Genomic DNA, 19,883 nt, shown 5'->3' with positions numbered 1-19,883 from the left:
AATTGAGATGAAAACTAGACATACATATATATCTTTCCTGCTCTTGTTGATCACGTTGACTACCTCTTGTAGTAAAGATTTCCTAAAGGAGGATCCCTCAGTTGCAGTTGCAGTAGATAAAGCCATATTGACTGATGGCGACATGATGGAGGCCCTTGCGGGTACTTACAGGATTTTGCAGAGTTACTTTTTATTTGGGCGGAATTCTGTTGTTATGGGCGATATACTGGCTGACAATGTTTACCTGAGTAGTTCAAATTCAGGTAGACTGCTTACACTGAACAATTACTCTTTTGCAGAGAACGCTACTGAGCCGCGCTATATTTGGGCACAGAGTTATTATGCGATATTGCAAGCCAATAGAATCATTGGTTCTGACTTGAAAGAAAGTGTGAATTCGAGCCAGTTGAGGGGAGAAGCTTATGCTTTAAGAGCCTTGCTATACCTTAATTTGGTTAACTGGTACGGTAAACCTTATACGGTGAACCCTTCTGCAGATGGTGTCCCACTGATCACCATTTCATCTGATAAAGCAGGGGTATTGATTCTGCCGCCAAGAAATACGGTGGCGGAAGTATATGCGCAAATTATCAGTGATTTGGATAAAGCGTATGCGATGATGCCGGCAACGCCGCCAGCTATCCATGTGACCAATACTAATTTCATATCTAAAGCTGCAGTTAAAGCAATTCAGGCAAGAGCCTACTTGTATAAAGGAGATTATGCGAGCGCTCGCGATGCCGCTTTGATCGTAAAAGACGCCGGCTATTCTTTGGCTGTTGGTGCTCCAGCTTTCACGGCTTACTGGGCAGGAACAACACCTAGAACGGATAAGGTAGAGACGATATTTGAGCTCAGTAATACTGCCGTGGCCAATAATGGTGTTGAAGGAATGGATTGGTTGTACGCAAAAGGTGGAATAGGCGATTATTTGGTGACGGATGATACTTATGCCATTTACAGCACAACCGATAAAAGAAGGGATTTGATTTTGAATAGTACGAGAGGAGCAGGTGCCGGTGCCTTCCAGGCTTATTATGTAAATAAATACCAGAATGTGGGGATTGCAGATCGGGATGAGGTGAAGTTATTTAGATATGCCGAGGTGTTGTTGACCTTAGCGGAATCCTACGCAAAGTTGAATGATGAACCGACTGCCAGACAGTATTTGAATATGGTTGCGCAAAATAGAGATCCATCACTTGCTGCTTATACCTATACTGGTCAGGCGCTGATTGATGCTATTATATTGGAGAGACGTAAGGAATTGGCTTTTGAAGGCTTAAGGTTTTTTGACCTGATGCGAACAAATGTGAGTTTTACCCGTCAGAACATGGGTGCTAAAGCTTATTCTGCTTATCCAAATGTGCTGACTACTGATTTTAGAAGGTTGCAGCCCATTCCTGAAGTAGAAAGAATGGCGAATCCTGGGATCGCAAAAAATCCAGGTTATTAGTTTGTTTTTTGGTTTTTTTTAATCAGTCAGGCTGTGTTGTTAATTAACGATACAGCCTGATTGTAAATGATGTTTGATATTAATTTCCTTTTTAGCTGCAAAAAATGACCGAAACTACAACCCGTTTCACTGCACTAGATGTCTTTCGTGGAATGACGATATGTTTCATGATTATTGTCATCAGCCCGGGTTCGGGAGCTTTGCCTTACTGGCCGCTTGATCATGCTCCCTGGCATGGTTTTACACCTACCGATCTGGTTTTTCCATCTTTCCTTTTTGCGGTGGGAAATGCTTTAAGCTTTTCTGAGAAGAAGTTTGTAACGCTGTCTTCTGGTCAGGTGTTGTACCGTATTTTTAAACGGTTTTTTATCATCTTTCTGTTGGGCTATTTGATGAGTTGGTTCCCCTTTTACAGATTGGATGCCCATAACAACATAATTCCTTTTCCGATTGCTGAAACCCGTTATTTCGGTGTTTTGCAGCGTATAGCGATCTGTTATTTGCTGACCGCATTGGCCGTTCGTTACCTAAGCAGCAGGTTTTTGGTTTATTTGGGGCTAGGGATACTCCTGGTGTATTGGGTTGTGCTGTTGATGTTTGGTACCGGCGACCCTTTTTCTATTGAGGGAAATGCAATTACAAAGTTGGATATCTTGCTTTTTGGTAGCGCTCATCTTTACTATGATCATGGCGTTTTTGATCCGGAAGGCTTGCTCAGTACGCTGCCTGCGGTAGTCAATACTTTGGCTGGCTATCTGGTAGGAAAGTATCTCCAGGAAAAGGGCATGTCGCGCCTGGCAATAAGGCCATTGTTTCTCATCGGAATTGCCGGGATTGTGTTAGCGCTTTTATGGAATACTGTATTTCCCATCAACAAGAAAATATGGTCGAGCTCGTTCTCACTTTTAACTATTGGTCTTGATTTGATGCTGCTTCCTCTATTGGTATTGATGACCGATAAAGAAGGTAGTTCTGACAAGGGCTGGGTTCATTTCTTTACCATTTTTGGGAAGAATCCCCTGGTGATCTACATGTTTGCAGAAATGCTATTGATTGTGCTCCGTAAAATCCCGGTAGGCTCAATTAATCTCTACGAACAAATTAACAATAGTGTTTTTCAAGCGATTTTGCCTGGTTCTGCCGGCTCATTGCTTTTTGCGCTTACAAATATGTTGTTCTGCTGGTGCATTGGATGGCTTTTAAATAAGAATAAGATTTATATTAAGGTTTAATTACAAAAGAATGCTGTTCGTTACCCTCGATTTGAAAATGATGATGAAAGTGAAAATAGGTTTTGTTTTTATAATATTATTGAACATTAGTTCATTAGCAGCATTCTCACAGGTACACCCGTACGTTGTGGGGGATAAGTTTGTAAAGCGTTTCCCCGCCGATCAGGCGCAGATTAATGCAAAGACTACAGAAAAAACGTCTGGTGCTGGGAATGAAAACGGCCTGATGTTGAAGAAGAATGAAGTTTCGAAGGTAGATGCTCCACTTTCTGAACCCGATGTGGTATTCGCTGTAAAAGTACCTGAGGCAGGAACCTATCAATTGTCGACCTATGCTGTTCCTGCGGGGGATTTGAAAAAGGACGAGCAGGGCAACGTGATTGCGCTGTATGTGAAGATACAGATTGGAGATGAGCGGCCCACAAAACGTATTCTATATGATTTGCATCAGGCGGCGAATCAGGTATCTGGTAAATTTGAGCTGAATGGCAAAGACCAGCAAGTTAAGCTGTGGTTGCCAAAAGGCGTTCAGTTGGGTTATATAGAGTGGAAGAATTATAATGCTCCGGAAGTACCTTTGGCAGCGCGTAATTATGTGCCCAAGATTGTACCGCCTAGTGGTCACCCAAGACTTTGGGTAACTCCACAGACTTTGCCAATGGTAAAGGCGCGGTTGACTGAGGGCGAAAATCAAGCTATATGGACCAGTGTTTCAGCTTCAGCTAAGGTGCCTTATCGATTTGATTTTGATGCGAATAAGGAAGTTTTTTATCAGGAAGAACTAGAGAAGGCTGCTCAGACCAAAGCTTTTTATTATCTGATGACCAAGGATAAAAAAGTCGGTCAGGAGGCTGCTCGATTGATGGTCAATTACATGACGATGCTGGAGTTTGGGAATGTGAAGTATGGAGACATTACCCGTGAAATCGGTAGAGCTATTTATACTGCATCCCTGGTTTACGATTGGTGTTATGATCTATTGAGCGAAAAAGATAAGCAACTGTTATACGATAAGATGCTAGGCTTAGCCAGAGAAATGGAAATGGGCTGGCCACCATTTATGGATAGTATTGTGAATGGCCATGGAAATGAGGCGCAATTAAGTCGCGACCTGTTGTCGATGAGTATTGCGCTTTATGACAAGAACCCTGAACTGTATAAGTACACCTCTTATGCGATTTTAGAGAATTTAGTGCCCATGCGGAAGTTTGAATATGAGTCGCCGCGTCACAATCAGGGCGTGGATTATGGTGCTTATCGTTTTGGCTGGGAAATGTATGCCGTTTGGCTTTATTATAGGATGACGGGTTTGTCTGTCTTTGACGATAACATCAAGAGCTTGCCTTATTATTGGCTATATATGCGTCTGCCGGATGGCTATATGTTGCGTGATGGCGATATGTTTAGTGTAAAGTTTGGAGGCGAAAGGCCACTTTATTGGAAGCAACCACAAACTATGCTATTGAGTTCTGCCTATGCTAATGATCCGATGATTAAAGGGGAATTTGAACGGGAGGGTGGGTTGCCTGACAATCCAGTGTTGTTTTTGTTGGTGAATGATCCGAAGTTAAAAGCAGATCATAACTTGAATACTTTGCCTTTGACTAAAGATTTTGGAAAAGTATTGGGTGGGATGGTTGCCCGTACAGGCTGGGATAATAAGGAAAGCAGTAATGATGTGATTGCTGAGATAAAAGGTGGTGGCTATCAGTTTGGCAACCATCAACAATCGGATGCCGGTGGATTGCAGATTTATTATCATGGTATCCAGGTAGGTGATATTGGATTGTATTTATCCTATGGCACGCCTTATGATTATAATTTTAATAAAAGATCCATTGCTCACAGTTTGATGCTGGCTAAAGACCCGAATGAGCAATTGCTGTTTCGTTCAAAATTCCTGGATGGCGGAACGCGTTTTAATCAACGTTTCCCCTTAACTCCTGAGGAAGTGACTTCAGATCCTTGGTTTGACAATGGAAAGGTGTTGTCTACCGACTTTGGGCCTTCAAAGCTAAAACCTTCGTATAGCTATTTTAAAGTGGATCTGACAGGCGCGTATAGTGCTAAGATGAGTAATTATACACGGGGCTTTTGCTTTCTGAACTTAAACAGAGCGGATGTGCCTGCTGTGATTATTTTAACGGATGACATGACGACTGCTAATCCTGAATTTCAAAAGTATTGGCAAATCAATACGTTGAATAAACCTGAAGAAATGAATGGGAGTTTGGTATTGAAAAGTGAGCTGAATGGTTTGGTAGGAAAAACACATGTAAATATGTTGGTGCCATCAGCCGCTGATCGTAAGACTGAGATTTTAAGCGGAAAAGCGGCCAACAGTACCTTTGGTCAGCAATTTGAAGTGATTTCGCCAAAGGCAGAAGCGAATGGACATCGCATTATGATCTCTCCAAAAAAAGCCAATAAACGGGATCGCTTTCTGACGGTGTTTCAAATGACTTCTGGGGATACCAAACCATTGCCTTTAGATTTTAAGGAAACAGGGGCATGTTACCAGGTTAGGATTGCTGATAGAATCGTGGTCATGAGCTCAAGCTCAGATTTTATTAGGTCTTCATTTACTGTAGATGTTCCTGCTGGTTCTGCTTATCAGGTTGTGCTAACCGGCTTAGATTCTGGATTTTGGAATGTGAAGAATGCCGACGGTAAAGTGAATTTTAACTATGATGTTGTTCCTGGCAAAAATACGATCTCATTTAAAACCGAGGGCGGGAAGTTTATAGCAACACCAGGTAGGGTTTATGGTGTGGCTGATCTTAGGTAGTGTTTTGTGTTTACTTTTTATATTAAATAATGTTTACATAAATGTGTGTTATTTGAAAGACTTTTGTTGCTGATGTTCTTTTTATCGGTAATAGAGGCTTGAGATTAATTATATGGTTAGTTTTATTGAATGTCACAACCTTTACAGGTTGTGACATTTTTTTTTAACTTCTTGTGGTAAAATAGGTTAAATAACCTTGTGTATTATTTTGTTGTATACAAAATAATTATATATTTGTATACATAACAGCTAAAAAACCAAAACAAACCAATTAGAAAATAAAACCAAACTAACACCATTTAGATTGCCCATACATATTGCTTAATAAATTTTTGAAGCCATTCTTCCGGATGTGCATCCTGGCTATTGCTTGGTCTAAAATTTAGCTGTTTATGATTTGTACGGGTGGTTTGATAAAAGCATGAAAGGAGGTAACGCATGAAAATAAGGTAACTACTCAACTCAGATCTACCCTAATAACTATAAATAAGAAAGTGTTTACTATGCAAATCACATAGGTAATGAAATCAAATTTTTCTTGGCCAAATGGCTTTATTAAATGTTGGAGAATAATGGGCCTGACTGCTGCAGTATCAGTAGTAGGCATATTGCAGGCTGAGGCCGAACCATTGCATAGCCATTTATTCATACAGCAAGACCCTGTCTCTCAAGAGGGAAAGGTTGTTGATTCGGACGGTAGGTCTTTACCGGGAGTTGAAGTGAGAGTCGTTGGGACGAATGTGGTAACTGTTACTGACAGTAACGGACAGTTTAAAATCAAGGCAAAGCGTGGAGATATGCTAAGATTTCATTTATTGGGCTATGCGGATGTCGAGAGGATCGCAGATTTTAAACTTACTGCAGTGACATTGGTGTCTTCTACCCAGAATCTGAATGAACTGGTGGTTGTGGGCTACGGTACGCAAAAGAAAGTAAATTTACTTGGGGCTGTTGCTGCTATAAGAGTGGACGAACAACTGACCAGTAGGGCTTTGCCGAATGTTTCTTCGGCATTGCAGGGGATGTTGCCGGGTTTAGCGGTAAATCAAACTTCTGGTATGGCAGGTAATAATAGTGCTACGCTGTTGATCCGTGGTTTAGGGACGGTGAATGACGCCAATCCGCTAATTGTGGTAGATGGAATGCCGGATGTCAATATTAATCGTATAAATATGAACGATGTGGAGAGTGTGTCTGTTTTAAAAGATGCCGCTTCTGCAGCTGTATACGGCTCGCGTGGTGCAAACGGCGTAATTCTCATCACTACAAAATCTGGAAAAGGGGCGCAAGGAACAAAAATAAATGCTTCGATAAGTTCTACCATACAAAAGCCAACGAATGCCTTTGAGTTTATGTCAAATTATGCCAAAGCGTTAACTGTTACACAGCGTGCACAGGCGGTTAGTTTAGTGCCAGCCTCAATTACATTTAAAAATGGAACAATTGATGAATGGTTTGCTAAGAGTATGATTGATCCGCTTCGTTATCCGAATACAGATTGGTGGGATTTGATCACAAGAAACGGACAGTTGAAAAATTATAATATTTCAGCCACAGGAGGGAATGAAAAGTCTAATTTTTATCTCTCTGTGGGGGCAATGGATGAAAAGGGAATACAGATAGAGAACGATTTTAAGCGATACAACGCGCTTTTTAGTTATGATGCCAAAATTAAAAAGAACATTAGTGCGGGAGTTCGGTTTTCAGGCAACTGGTCGGACTACAAGTATAATTATGAAGAAGGTTTTACAGCTAACGGTTCCAGTGGACTGGATATTTTTACAGCTCCGGCAGGTGTAACACCTTATGATCCGGTTACTGGATACTATGGCGGTGCGATGGCTTATAATGAAAGTATATTGGCTAGCAATCCATATGTCGACTATATCAACAGGAATAAAAATAATGTGGAACGCCAGGAGGCAATGGGAAATATTTATCTTGAGTACAATCCGATCCCCGGGCTCAAAGGACGCATTGATTATAATTTAAATTATGGTAGTCAGTTTACCTGGCGTGCAGATATTCCTTCTAAAGCCTATAATTTTCAAACAGAGCAGTTCAATGGTCGTACTTATGTTGGCGATAATGAAAGAGTTTATAATACTGACAGAAATAATTATAAGACTCAGCTTACGGCAAAAATCAGTTACGATAAGGTGATTGCAAAGAACCATGAATTTAATGTAATGGCGGCTTACAGTGAAGAATTCTGGAAGATTAGAACTTTAAGTGCCAGCAGGGAAAACAGGTATCATCCTTTGCTGCATGAAATCGATGCTGCTTTGAGTAGCCCTTCTCAGACTAACGGCGGGAACTCTACAACGGAAGGGATGCGCTCCTATATCGGACGTCTAAATTATAGCGCATTTAATAAATATCTATTTGAAGCTAACTTCAGGGTTGACGGATCTTCCCGTTTTATTAAAGGCTCCCAATATGGTGTTTTCCCCTCAGGAGCAATAGGCTGGCGTTTTACTGAAGAAGCATTCCTTAAACCGATTACTGATAAAATTGGACTGACCAATGGTAAGTTCAGAGCTTCATATGGCTCGTTGGGGAATAATAATGGTGTTGGCTTGTATGAACAACAGGAAGTGCTGACAAATACGAATTATGTTGCGAGTTCTGTAAATGGTAATGCGGTTACTCAGAGCGCTGTTACTGGCTTTCAAAACAGAAAACTAATCAACACAGATCTGACCTGGGAAAAAACTACCATGTTAAACCTGGGACTTGATATGGCATTTTTTGGAAATAGACTAACTACCGAGTTTGATTATTACAACAGGTTAACAACAGGAATGATTCGTCCCGGAGATTTGTCAATTCTGCTTTCAGCAGCCCTTAATCCCGCTCCAAGGAAAAACCTCGGGGATCTGCGTAATCGTGGAGTTGAAGCTAATCTGACCTGGAAAGAAAATAGAGGTGAGTTTGGTTATATGTTAAATCTAAACGCAAGTTATAATACTACTGTGTTAGAAAAATGGCCAGAATTCCTTAATCGAAGTGCTGTTTTTATCGATATGCCCTATTATTTTGTGTATGCTTATCAATCGTCTGGTATTGCGCAAACCTGGGAGGATGTATATAATGCACCTATACAAGGTGCTTCTCCTGGTGATATTTTGTTGAAGGATGTAAATGGGGATGGAAGAATCGATCACAATAATCAGGTAGCTTATCCAAGTTTTCAAACACAGCGACCAACTACAAATTTTGCTTTTAGGGGTAATGTATCCTGGAAAGGGTTTGATTTGGGGGTGATGTTGCAGGGGGCAGCAGGACGTAAGGATTATTACAATAACAACATGACCAACACAAGGATTACACAAGCTACCAATCAGGCTATAAATTGGAATCAGTACCAGAATACCTGGACTGTAGATAATAGGGGAGCTGCTTTGCCTCGTTTAACAAGCGGTACTGCCGCTGCACCATTTACTACTAATGCGAGTACATTCTGGTTGGATGATGTGACTTACCTACGCGTAAAAAATTTGCAGTTGGGGTATACGTTTAATAAGCCCTATATGAAAAAAATAGGCTTGGGAAGTATTCGTATATATGGTTCTGCTGATAACCTGGCTACGATTACTAATTATCGTGGTTTAGATCCTGAAAAGGTGAGTTACAGCAATGATGTATATCCGCTTAGTAAAATGTTTGTACTGGGCTTGAATGTTGAATTATAAAAGAAGATCATCATGAAACAAAATTATTTTATACGGCTATCTATCATGATTGTCATGCTTGGGTCGTCTTTGCTCAGTTCATGTAGAAAGGATTTGCTGGATCAAAAGTCTACCGTTGGCTTGCCATCTGCGATTTACTGGCAGACAGAAGCAGATGCGACTTCGGCTTTAATGGGCGTTTACAATGCTTTTCGTGCCAGTTTTGACCGTGATTATCATTTTGAAGGGCACGGGGATTTTGTTAAAGTATATAATACTGGCGCTGTTTCCCCTGTACCTCTTGGTGTTAATAGTCCAAGTAATTATGGAGGCTCAGCTTTGGAGACTTACAAAAACCTGTATGGTGTTATTACGCATGCAAATTATGTTATTGAAAATATAAATGTTCGTATGTTGCCTGTTGCTAAGACGGAAGCAATTACAAAGAGTTTGGAAGGTATCGCAGGGGAGGCTCGCTTGTTGCGGGGAATTACCTATTTGCGCTTAATTTCTCTATGGGGGGATGTGCCTTATGTAGGAAAGATTGTTTATAATGCTATAGACGTCGACACCCTGTCGAGGATGCCTATTAGGCAGGTTAAAGATTCTATTTTGGCCGATTTCAGCTATGCCTTTGAGAAATTACCTTTGAAAAATCCGGTAATTAGCCGGCCATCAAAGCCTGCTGCTTTGGCTTTTAGAGGAAAAATGCAATTGTTCTGGGCAAGCTGGAATAGGTTTGGCTGGCCTGAATTGGATAAGTTTACGCCAAGCGCTACTGAAGCAGAAGCTGCTTATAGGGCGGCGGCGGCAGATTTTAAGGGGGTAATTCAGAATTACGGCCTGGATCTTTTCCGGGGAGGTGATCCTGGGCAATGGGGTACAATGGGGGCTGCAGATGTATTGCCTAACTATTATTACATGTTTATTCCTAATCCGGGAAATTCGAACGCTAATGGGGAAATGTTAATGGTGCTGCCACATGGCTCAAGTCTGGTCCCTGTGCAAGGGGATGAATATCAGCGCGTTTTTACTGGTCCGCTTAATGGACTGGGGCAAAACCAGGTGATACCACGTTATGAACTGGCTAATCGTTACCAGTCTACCATTACCGGAGATTTTCTGCCTCCATTAGTACAGATACAGCCAAATGTAGCGGGAGCACGTACAGCTCCGAATTCAGCTATTAATCCAGAGAGTTATAGAGATCGCGATTATCGGATGAAAGCCACTATGCTATGGGACAATGAAAAGATTATGGGGCAGGGAGAAATTGATCAGACTTCTTTTGTGAACTTTGTTTATAAAACATTTAGTGGGAGTTCGACAATTAACGGTGTAGTTTATCCTTATTTTACTGATAACGGAACCAATCTTTCCGGATATCAATTTAGAAAGTTTGTTAGGAACTATGGAGGTTTAGCAAGGAGTAATGGCGACTTTAACTGGCCTGTAATGCGGTTGGCGGATGTATTTCTAATGTATGCCGAAGCGACAAATGCTGTGGACGGGCCGCAGGCAGATGCAATCGGATTAGTGAACCGGGTTCGCCGTAGAGGGAATCTCCCTCCTTTGGCGGCCGCAAAAACCTCAAGTCCTGCTGCATTTTTTAGCGCTATTGAACAAGAACGTATTGTTGAGCTGGTGGGTGAAGGGCAGCGGGCCTTTGATTTGCGTCGCTGGAGAGCTATTGAACGCGTATTTGGTCCAGCATACGGGGATGGAAAATGGTTTATGGATACACATGGTAACAATTGGGAACGCTTTTTTCAAAATGCACCTGAGCTGACTTACCAACGTTGCTATATCTATCAGATTCCTGAAAGTGAACGTACGCGCAACAAGAATCTGACCCAAAATACACCATGGAGATAACCTATTAATTAAAATTGATCGAAATGAAAAAATCAATATATTTTAGCCTAGTTCTTTTAGGATTACTTGCTACAGGATGTAAAAAGGGGTATCCCGTTGACGAAGATGGCTTACTGATCACTACAAGATCGGATTGTTATGTCAGCAGTTTCGAAATACTGGGAGCTGATTACCAAACAGTAAGAAGCAAAGCAGCAGTTGTAGATACAACAGCGCAGACAGTCACCGTGGAAGTGCTTTTTGGAACAGACCTGAAGAATCTTTATCCGCAGTTTACGTTGGTTACGGATGCTAAATTAGATCCTAAAATCCCCGGTAAGGTGGATTTTTCTGACTTGAGTAATCCGAAAAAATGGACTGTAATCTCAGGCAATAGAAAAGTAAGGAAGACTTACACGGTTAATCTTTCAGTTCAAAAAATAAATTAAAAAAAAACAGCGTCATGAAGAATAAATATATTTTATATGTGCTTGGTCTTTTTGTACTTGTTTTTACAGGCTGCAAAGAAAAAGAATACGAAACGCCTACGTCGCCATCGGGACTACAGAACGATTTAATCAAACGATCATTAGGTCCGAGTATAGTAGGAATGGATATTGAATTTGCCTATGCAATGGCTTTGTTGCCTGAAAAAGGGAAGCTTGCTTCGGCAACGGTTACAGCTTCTATTGCAGGTGCCACAGGTACTTACATGGATAATAAATTTTACACGACAACTTCCGGTGGGTTGGATGTGGGGACGGTAGTTGGAACACCATCCGTGAATAGTGGAAATACTACAACTGTAACTTATTATGCTGATATTTCTGCGGCTACCTTACGTTACTTCTACAGGGTTCCGGAAGAGGCGCGGGGCAAAGAAGTAACTTTTACTTTTTCCGTAACTTCTACCAATGGAGAGACAAATAGCTATAAATCAGGTCCACATCCTATCAGAAGAATGGATATCAAAAAAAACCTGATAGTCACAGATCCTACGGCTTGTTACCTGTCTATAGCTGATATGGCGGTTTATGATGCTGCATTTGCTGCTGCTAATCCATCTAAAATTGATCTGGTTTACTTGTATCGTGCGATCACTGGTGTAACCTTTAATCACGCGTTGGTAGCGCCAACAGCAAGTGTTGAATATAGGCCGGGAATAACCTTGCCTGCTGGATTAACTAACAAAACAAAACTGATTAAGGCTTGGGATATCAGAGATCAGCAACTGGTAAATACAACCGGACTGGCGACGAGTGTTTTTGTTGATGATATAGATCTGGAGCAGCGCAATTTTACTGATGCGCCGGATTTCGCTATCAACACACGTGCTGAGTCTGGCGTTTGGGTTGAAACTGCGGACGGTAAATACAGAGCTTATATTTATGTTAATAGTGTAGTGAATACTGCTACAAGCAAACAAATGACCATTGGAATCAAAAGATTGACTATAAAGTAAGTAAGATGTGGGGGCTCTGCCGCCCGATCTCAAAATAAAGTAGGATATTATGTTGTATTAAAAACATAAATTGTTTAGTATCTTGCAATAAAATTTAAAATTGTTTACTTTTTATATTTAAATTCGTTTACATAATTTGACATGAAAGAAGATTCGCAATCAAACAAGGTATATTCTGAACTGCGCAAAAAGATATTGTCTAATCAGATCGTTCCTGGAACCAGGTTAAAAGAGGATGTTTGGGCTACAAAGACGGAGGTGAGTAGAGTGTCGGTTCGGGAAGCATTAAACCGTTTATTAGGGGAAGGCTTACTGGAAACAGGTGAGAAAGGTGGTTATTACGTGAAGACAATGACTGCAGAGGATATTCATGAGATCCGGGAAATCCGGGAATTGCTGGAATTAGGTGCATTAAGACTTGCTTTTAATAACGTAACTGATGAGGATATCGCCGAATTGGATAGGATATGTGATGATTTTACGCAGATGGTGAAGAATGGTTACTTCTCGGGGGCCTGTGAGGCTGATGTAAAGTTTCATGAAACACTGATTAATATGGCAAGGAATGCCAAATTGCGACAGTTATATGAACTTAGTAATATTCCATTGTTCCATTTAAAACTGGGCAGGTCGCAAACACATATGGATGATTATGAGTTGACTGATAAAGAGCATCGCGAAATTTTGAAAGCACTTAAGGCTAAGAGCTTGAAGAAAGCTGAAGAGTTTCTGAGTAAACACTTGCTTCGTGGGGAAGTTGCTTCACTGGAATTGGAGTAGGTAAAATATATTTTCTTTTGAAATGCCGCGGCTTTATGGTCGCGGCATTTTTTTTTTGCCCTAAATAGTCATCATAAAAAAAAAATATTAAATTTTATATCATTATGATGTATACAAAAAAGTTATATATTTGTATACAAAGATAGCGTATTGGGTATCTGATTTCTTAAAGTACACGCTAATCTTAATACTGGTTGTATGATGGATAATTTAAAACGTAAAGAAAATGATAAATAGTTGGCTAAAATCGGCAGCAATAATTACCAAGAATGAAAAATGGATTCCTGGTGGGGTTGTTTCACTTAATCGCAAGTCTGAACCTAATATTTGTTTTTCAAAAGGTAAAGGGAGCAGAGTTTGGGATATTGAAGGTAATGAGTACATTGATTATCAGGCAGGGTTTGCAGCAGCTTTCCTTGGTCACAACGACCCTGATGTAAATGCAGCGGTTTTAGCGTCAATAAATGACGATTCTGTATTGATGGGCGCTGGTCCAACTGATCTTGAAGGACAGTTTGCAGAGTTGTTTTGTAAGAGTGTGCCAAGCGCCGAGAAATTGCAAATTACGACTACGGGTTCTGAAGCGACCTATCATGCCATCCGTATTGCGCGTGCTGTAACAGGCAGAGATCATGTGATCATCATGCAGGGTGGCTACAATGGCTGGCACAACGATGTAGCAGGAAATGTGATTAGTGATTTGGAGGCTATTGGCGAACGGGTAAGTCCGGGTGAGTATCCCTTTGATTCTTTGTCTGCTGGAATTCCGGATGAACACAAAGCATTGATCCATGTGGTCAATTACAATGACCTTGACTCTATTCAATATATCATTAAGCGCTATCCCGTTGCTTGTTTAATACTAGAGCCTGTACTACAAAACATAGGTATCGTAAAACCGGAAGCCGGTTACCTGGAAGGTTTGCGCAAGCTGGCTGATGAAACAGGCTTCCTGCTTATTTTTGATGAGGTGAAAACTGGATTTCGTCATGCCTTAGGGGGGTATCAAAGCATTTGTGGCGTAACTCCTGATCTCAGTACTTTTGGGAAAGCGATTGCCAATGGTTATCCGATGGGGGTGATTGCAGGGAAAGCGAAATACATGGATTACTTTGTACATCCAGATAAGGAAAAGCGGGTGTTGATTGCTGGTACGTTTAATGCGCATCCTTTGACCACTATAGCGGCTATCGCTACCTTAAAGAAGCTTTCTTCATCAGAATTCTCCGTATATCAACACGTTGATAAATTAGGAGCAGCCTTAGAAAATGGCTTAAATGATATTTTGTCGAAGTACGATAAACCCTTTTATGTTGCCCGTCAGGGATCTGCATTTTGTGTTTATTTTATGGATCATGCTCCAAAAGATTTTCACGATATTGCTTTACATAATGATGCTGCTTTTGATAAAAACTATCGCCATAAATTGATAGAACAAGGGATATTTAATTTCCCGCTGCCTTTTAAACAAGGAAGTATATCATTTGCGCATAGCATGGCAGATATAGAAGAAACATTGGAGAAAAATAAAAAAGTATTGTCAGCTTTATTAAATAAGTAATGAAAATAACCGCTATAGAAACTTACGTATGCCATGCGCGTATGCGGAATTGGATCTTTGTAAAAGTTGTAACGGATCAACCTGGCCTTTGGGGTTGGGGCGAAGCGACGCTTGAATGGCATACCCGAAGTGTGGTTGGTGCCATAGAAGATTTGTCGCAGTTGTTGATTGGTGAAGATCCTCGTCGTATAGAGCATCTTTGGCAGATGATGTATCGTCAACATTTCTGGCATGGCAACGGCATTGTGCGTGGTACAGCGATTAGCGGTATCGACATTGCCCTTTGGGATATCGCAGGTAAAATACATGGCGTGCCAACGCATGAGTTATGGGGAGGCCGGGTTCGCGACTATATCAGGTTGTATTGTCACCTTGGCGGTGGTAAAATGGAAGATTTCTATCAGACTAAACCTGATGATGCCAATCGTTTTGGCGAGTTGGCTCAACAAGCGGTAGCGGATGGATTTACTGCATTTAAATCAATGGCAGTGCCCGAAACAATGCCGCTTGAAGGCTTGAAGCCTATCCATTATGCAGAGGCTTGTGTGAGATCGATGCGTGAAGCTGTGGGTAACGATATAGATATTATGGTGGATTGTCATGCACGGCCTAGCCCGCGTATGGGGATGCAGTTTGCCAAAGCACTTGAGCCGTATGGACTTTACTTTTTTGAAGAGCCTTGCTGGCCGGAGTCGATCGAGGATATTGCATTGATTCAAAGGGCGGTATCTACACCTATCGCTAGTGGCGAAAGACTGGTTACCATTCATGCTTTCCGTGAAATGTTTGAAAAAAGGGCGGTTAGTGTGATCCAGCCGGACATTACGCACTGCGGTGGATTGAGTGAAGTGCGACGTATAGCGGCTATGGCCGAAGCTTATCGTGTTTCTATAGCACCACATAATCCACAAGGACCGGTAAGTACGGCAGCTTCAATAGAATTTGGCTTTGCAACACCAGGCTATATCATCTGTGAAAGTGTACACAATGACGTGCCATGGCGTTCGGATATCGTTAGTGAAGGCTTTACAGTAGAAAAGAAAGGAAGAATCGTTCGTCCGAACACTCGTCCCGGACTAGGTATAGAAATCAATGAAGAAGAAGTGAAAAAGCATCCCTTCCAGCAGGAAGTATTGCAAAGAACATTTTATAGAGATGGTAGCGTAGGAGACTGGTAGGTTAAAAAATAATCCACATGGAGAAATTGTTTCAGAATAAGGTCCTGGTGATCAGCGGAGGCTTAGGAGATATTGGACAGGCTATTTGCCGCGAATTTGCGGGACAGGCAGCAGCGATCGCTATTGGCGATTTACAAGCTCAGGAGGATGCTCAGGCGTTTTTAAATGAACTAAAGCAGGAATATCGCGTTGCTGCACATTACACCAAGGTGGATGTATCTGATGCAGCTGAGGTCGATAAATGGCTACAGGAAGTGGAAGAGGTGTTGGGTGTTCCTAGTCTAATCATTTCAAATGCGGCAACAGTTACACAAGCTGGTATTCATCAGGTTAGCCCAGAAGAATGGTCGCGCGAATTGCGTGTGAATTTGGATGGTGCATTTTACCTCACACAGAAAGCCACAAAGAGAATGCTGGAGGAAAAATTGCCTGGTCATGTGATTTTTATAGGAAGTTGGGCTGCAGCGGCTGTTCATCCTAATTTGCCAGCGTACTGTGTGTCGAAAGCCGGTCTGCGGATGCTCTGCAAGTGCATGGCGCTTGAATTGGCGCCACATCAGATCATGGTTAATGAAATTGCTCCGGGATATGTACAGGCAGGTCTGAGCGCTGAAATATGGGCGAAGAATCCGGAATTGATACAACAGGCGGAAGAAAAAGTGCCGGTTGGTAAAATTATGAGCGCCGCTACTGTCGCTCAACAAGTGGCTTATTTATGTCATCCGGCTAATGAGCACATTACCGGTAGTACTTTATTAATAGATGGTGGACTTTCACTGCGTGCATTATGACCTATGATTCATCTTTTACCGGAATAATTGGCGTAGGTCAGGAAGATATTACTCCTCCGGTAGGGATTTACGCCCGGAACTGGGGAGCGGCTACACATGATGTGGCTGAAGGGATACATAAGCCGTTAAAGCTGACTTGTATCACCCTTAAAGAAGCTGAACAGGATAAACCATTGGTTTTGATTTCGGCTGATCTGGGTTGGTGGAAAAGCGCTGCCGATGAAAAGGAGTTGCGTGGGGCCATATTGGAAGCTTTTGATTTGGAAGCATCTCATTTGATGTTTTGCTTGTCGCACACACATGCTGGTCCGGGTTTGTTCTCTGAGGACACTTCAAAACCAGGTGGGGAGTACATCATTCCCTATTTAAAATGCATTAAAGAAGCGGCGATTTTAGCTGTTCAGGCTGCCCTTAGCAGCGCTGCAGTAGCTACGCTTTCCTGGCGTTATGGGAAATGTGAGCTGGCTACCAATCGCGATTTACCGGAAGAGAAAAATGACAGGTTATTGGTAGGGTACAATCCAGACCAAAAGGCTGATGATACTTTACTGGTTGGACGAATTACGAATGCAAAGGGAGCAATTATGGGAACCATCGTCAATTACGCTTGTCACCCGACGACTTTAGCCTGGGATAATCGGTTGATTTCTCCGGATTACGTAGGCGCAATGCGGGAATTGCTGGAAGCGCAGCATGAAGCTCCTTGTCTTTTTTTACAGGGTGCTTCGGGAGAATTGGCACCATCGGAGCAGTATTCGGGCGATTGCCAGTTGGCGGATGGTTATGGTAGACAGTTAGGCTACGCAGCATTAGGTGTACTTGAAGCGATGTATCCTGCAAATTATCAGCTGAAATTGGCTCAGGTAGTAGAATCGGGTGCTCCGCTTGCGGTTTGGAGAAAGTATCCACGTACCGCCTCAACGCGATTAGCGCTGCAAATGATCAATATACCGTTCGCCTTAAAGGAACTTCCCTCGCTGGCGGAAATAGAAAGTCAGTGGCGCGAATGTGAGGATCATGTACTTAAAGAAAGATTGTGGCGGATGCGGGGTATTCGTAAAACCGTTGGAGATGGCGATGTCTCCATGATGCCGCTCTGGGTATGGCGCATTGGTGAGGCTTGTCTTGTTGGACAGCCAAATGAAGCCTATTCTTATTTTCAGCAAGCGCTCCGTGAAGCTTTGTCACCACATGCTGTCGCAGTGATGAACATTGTGAATGGCTATGCAGGCTATTTACCGCCCCGGGAGCTCTATGCGAAGAACATGTACGCCGTATGGCAAACACCCTTTGCTTCGGGCGGGCTCGAGCAGCTGACCACAACCGCGATAACCACTGCAAAAGCATTAATGAAATAATCGAACCACATCAACGAAACCAGATAAACCAAATGAACTCAAATTTTACATCCCTCGATGCTGCCGTTTTTGGTATTTATATTCTTGGTATTATTGCGCTTGGTATTTATGCATCCCGTAAGGGGAGTAATACAAAAAGAGATTATTTTTTAGCCGGCGACAAACTTCCCTGGTGGATGGTTGGCGGTAGTATTATTGCCGCAAACATCAGCAGTCACCAGTTGGTTGGTGTAATGGGCGTGGCCTATAACCGTGGTTTTGTAGCTATGGTGACTGAATGGGGCGCGATCTTAATCGGCTTTAATGCCTTGTTATGGGTGTTTCTTCCTTTTTATCTGCGCAACGGTTTTTATACCATGCCTGAGTTTTTGCAAAAGAGATTTGGAGAAGGTGCACGTACCATCTATTCGGTATTGGTATTGATGACCTATATTTTTGTTGAAATTAGTGCTGTACTTTACCTTGGTGCTTTATCGTTGCAATCTTTGTTGGGCATTCCCATGCTGACAAGTGTATTGGTTTTGGCTGTTACCACGGGTATTTACACAATTGCGGGTGGTTTGCGCGCAGTAATATGGACTGAAATGGTTCAGTTGGCGGTGTTGATGATGGGGATGTTCGCGCTTTCTTATAATACAATTGATGCTGCTGGAGGTTTCTCGGCGGTGTTGGAAACAACGAAGGATTGGAAATTGATGATGCCTGCTAATGATCCTGATTTTCCATGGACAATGTATCTGGGTGGACTTTTGTGCATCAGCATATTTTATAATGCGACCAATCAGTTTATTGTGCAGCGTACGCTGGCAGCTAAAAATGAATGGCATGCGCGTATGGGGATTATATTTGGTGATTACCTGAAGTTTCTACTTCCATTGCTGATTATATTCCCGGCCTTGGTAGCGCCTAAATTGTTTCCTAATCTGGATAAGCCCGATTTGCTGTTTGCTACTTTGGTAGAGAATTTACTTCCTTCGGGATTGGTTGGTTTGGTGATGGCAGGCTTAATCGCTGCAGTGATGTCGCACCTTTCGGGCGCAATAAATTCTTGTACCACCATTTTAACTATGGATGTTTACCTGCCTTATATCAAACCTAAATCTACAGAAAAGCAGTCGGTGAGGTTTGGTCGCATCACTGGGGTTGTCATTATTGTGTTGGGTATTGTTTGTACGGGCTTGCTCACGCTGTATTCTCATAAACCTATTTTTATCTACCTGATGAATGCTTACGGTTATTTTACGCCTGGTATTGCAGCTATGTTTTTATTGGGTATCCTATGGAAACGGACTACGCATACAGGAGCTGTGGCCGCCGGACTTTTAACCATTCCATTGTCGTTGGCTATTGAGTATGGTTTTCCAGGTATGCCATTTTTTAACCGTACGGGCATTGTTTTCTGGGCTTGTATGTTGTGCTGTGTGCTGGTTAGCCTGGTGACTAAACCCAAACCAGCTGAAGAGCTTGTTGGCTTGATTTGGACACGCGATAGTCTTTCTCTTCCTCTGGAGGAAAGGAAACAACAGCGGGGGCTGCGCAATCCATTTATCTGGTGGGCCATTATCACCATTATCGTATTGTATTTCTATATCAGATACGCGTAGTCCGAAGGTATCTAGGCTTTGCCTGTATTTCTATTCGCTTTCTTGAGTATTTAAATTAGTTGCACTGTAGCACAGCACTTTAAGTATTTTATTTATTTTTTAATATTCTTTTTTGTATACAAAAAAATAATATATTTGTATACAT

At 42.0% G+C, this 19,883-nt stretch carries 13 protein-coding genes; all 13 read left to right on the top strand.

Annotated elements, in window-relative coordinates; genetic code table 11:
- Positions 1 to 7 precede the first annotated feature (7 nt).
- Positions 8 to 1,456, top strand: a complete 1,449-nt coding sequence (locus tag BLS35_RS04430; RefSeq protein WP_090778222.1) for a RagB/SusD family nutrient uptake outer membrane protein — start codon at positions 8 to 10, stop codon at positions 1,454 to 1,456.
- Positions 1,457 to 1,560: 104 nt separating this feature from the next.
- Positions 1,561 to 2,688 (top strand): acyltransferase family protein, encoded by a 1,128-nt coding sequence (locus tag BLS35_RS04425; RefSeq protein WP_090778220.1) that lies wholly within the window; start codon positions 1,561 to 1,563, stop codon positions 2,686 to 2,688.
- Positions 2,689 to 2,698: 10 nt separating this feature from the next.
- Positions 2,699 to 5,476, top strand: a complete 2,778-nt coding sequence (locus tag BLS35_RS04420; RefSeq protein ID WP_254778671.1) for a DUF4962 domain-containing protein — start codon at positions 2,699 to 2,701, stop codon at positions 5,474 to 5,476.
- Between the two features lie 521 nt (positions 5,477 to 5,997).
- On the top strand, positions 5,998 to 9,171 hold the full coding sequence (locus BLS35_RS04415; RefSeq protein ID WP_090778218.1) for a SusC/RagA family TonB-linked outer membrane protein: 3,174 nt from the start codon (positions 5,998 to 6,000) through the stop codon (positions 9,169 to 9,171).
- Positions 9,172 to 9,183: 12 nt separating this feature from the next.
- Positions 9,184 to 11,025 carry a RagB/SusD family nutrient uptake outer membrane protein gene (locus BLS35_RS04410; protein WP_090778216.1) on the top strand — a complete coding sequence of 614 codons (1,842 nt, stop codon included), beginning with the start codon at positions 9,184 to 9,186 and terminating at the stop codon, positions 11,023 to 11,025.
- Positions 11,026 to 11,048: 23 nt separating this feature from the next.
- Complete coding sequence (locus BLS35_RS04405) at positions 11,049 to 11,453, top strand: DUF5018 domain-containing protein (protein ID WP_090778214.1); 405 nt, start codon at positions 11,049 to 11,051, stop codon at positions 11,451 to 11,453.
- Between the two features lie 14 nt (positions 11,454 to 11,467).
- Complete coding sequence (locus tag BLS35_RS04400) at positions 11,468 to 12,466, top strand: DUF4466 family protein (RefSeq protein ID WP_090778211.1); 999 nt, start codon at positions 11,468 to 11,470, stop codon at positions 12,464 to 12,466.
- A gap of 141 nt (positions 12,467 to 12,607) precedes the next feature.
- The gene (locus BLS35_RS04395) at positions 12,608 to 13,246 is read left to right on the top strand and encodes a GntR family transcriptional regulator (RefSeq protein WP_090778209.1); all 639 of its coding nucleotides are present in this window, start codon (positions 12,608 to 12,610) and stop codon (positions 13,244 to 13,246) included.
- A 226-nt stretch (positions 13,247 to 13,472) separates the two neighbouring features.
- Complete coding sequence (locus BLS35_RS04390; RefSeq protein ID WP_090778206.1) at positions 13,473 to 14,807, top strand: aspartate aminotransferase family protein; 1,335 nt, start codon at positions 13,473 to 13,475, stop codon at positions 14,805 to 14,807.
- Positions 14,807 to 15,985 carry a galactonate dehydratase gene (gene dgoD / locus BLS35_RS04385; RefSeq protein WP_090778204.1) on the top strand — a complete coding sequence of 393 codons (1,179 nt, stop codon included), beginning with the start codon at positions 14,807 to 14,809 and terminating at the stop codon, positions 15,983 to 15,985. Before BLS35_RS04390 ends, dgoD begins: the two co-directional genes overlap by 1 nt.
- A gap of 17 nt (positions 15,986 to 16,002) precedes the next feature.
- Positions 16,003 to 16,776, top strand: coding sequence for an SDR family NAD(P)-dependent oxidoreductase (locus BLS35_RS04380; protein WP_175459570.1), 774 nt, complete (start codon positions 16,003 to 16,005; stop codon positions 16,774 to 16,776).
- Positions 16,773 to 18,134, top strand: coding sequence for a neutral/alkaline non-lysosomal ceramidase N-terminal domain-containing protein (locus tag BLS35_RS04375; RefSeq protein ID WP_090778200.1), 1,362 nt, complete (start codon positions 16,773 to 16,775; stop codon positions 18,132 to 18,134). The genes BLS35_RS04380 and BLS35_RS04375 overlap by 4 nt, the downstream gene beginning before the upstream one ends.
- A 32-nt stretch (positions 18,135 to 18,166) precedes the next feature.
- Positions 18,167 to 19,738 (top strand): SLC5 family protein, encoded by a 1,572-nt coding sequence (locus tag BLS35_RS04370; protein ID WP_090778198.1) that lies wholly within the window; start codon positions 18,167 to 18,169, stop codon positions 19,736 to 19,738.
- The last annotated feature ends 145 nt before the right edge of the window (positions 19,739 to 19,883 follow it).

Origin of the sequence: Pedobacter sp. ok626, assembly GCF_900100435.1 — a bacterium.
Lineage (GTDB): Bacteria > Bacteroidota > Bacteroidia > Sphingobacteriales > Sphingobacteriaceae > Pedobacter.
This window is presented reverse-complemented; position numbering and strand designations above follow the sequence as displayed.

Excerpts from the sequence above, each read along its gene's own strand:
- BLS35_RS04400 (WP_090778211.1), top strand. The coding sequence starts at position 11,468 with ATGAAGAATAAATATATTTTATATGTGCTTGGTCTTTTTGTACTTGTT.
- BLS35_RS04380 (WP_175459570.1), top strand. The coding sequence starts at position 16,003 with ATGGAGAAATTGTTTCAGAATAAGGTCCTGGTGATCAGCGGAGGCTTA.
- dgoD (WP_090778204.1), top strand. The coding sequence starts at position 14,807 with ATGAAAATAACCGCTATAGAAACTTACGTATGCCATGCGCGTATGCGG.
- BLS35_RS04415 (WP_090778218.1), top strand. The coding sequence starts at position 5,998 with ATGAAATCAAATTTTTCTTGGCCAAATGGCTTTATTAAATGTTGGAGA.
- BLS35_RS04425 (WP_090778220.1), top strand. The coding sequence starts at position 1,561 with ATGACCGAAACTACAACCCGTTTCACTGCACTAGATGTCTTTCGTGGA.
- BLS35_RS04375 (WP_090778200.1), top strand. The coding sequence starts at position 16,773 with ATGACCTATGATTCATCTTTTACCGGAATAATTGGCGTAGGTCAGGAA.
- BLS35_RS04395 (WP_090778209.1), top strand. The coding sequence starts at position 12,608 with ATGAAAGAAGATTCGCAATCAAACAAGGTATATTCTGAACTGCGCAAA.
- BLS35_RS04430 (WP_090778222.1), top strand. The coding sequence starts at position 8 with ATGAAAACTAGACATACATATATATCTTTCCTGCTCTTGTTGATCACG.
- BLS35_RS04410 (WP_090778216.1), top strand. The coding sequence starts at position 9,184 with ATGAAACAAAATTATTTTATACGGCTATCTATCATGATTGTCATGCTT.
- BLS35_RS04420 (WP_254778671.1), top strand. The coding sequence starts at position 2,699 with ATGCTGTTCGTTACCCTCGATTTGAAAATGATGATGAAAGTGAAAATA.
- BLS35_RS04390 (WP_090778206.1), top strand. The coding sequence starts at position 13,473 with ATGATAAATAGTTGGCTAAAATCGGCAGCAATAATTACCAAGAATGAA.
- BLS35_RS04370 (WP_090778198.1), top strand. The coding sequence starts at position 18,167 with ATGAACTCAAATTTTACATCCCTCGATGCTGCCGTTTTTGGTATTTAT.
- BLS35_RS04405 (WP_090778214.1), top strand. The coding sequence starts at position 11,049 with ATGAAAAAATCAATATATTTTAGCCTAGTTCTTTTAGGATTACTTGCT.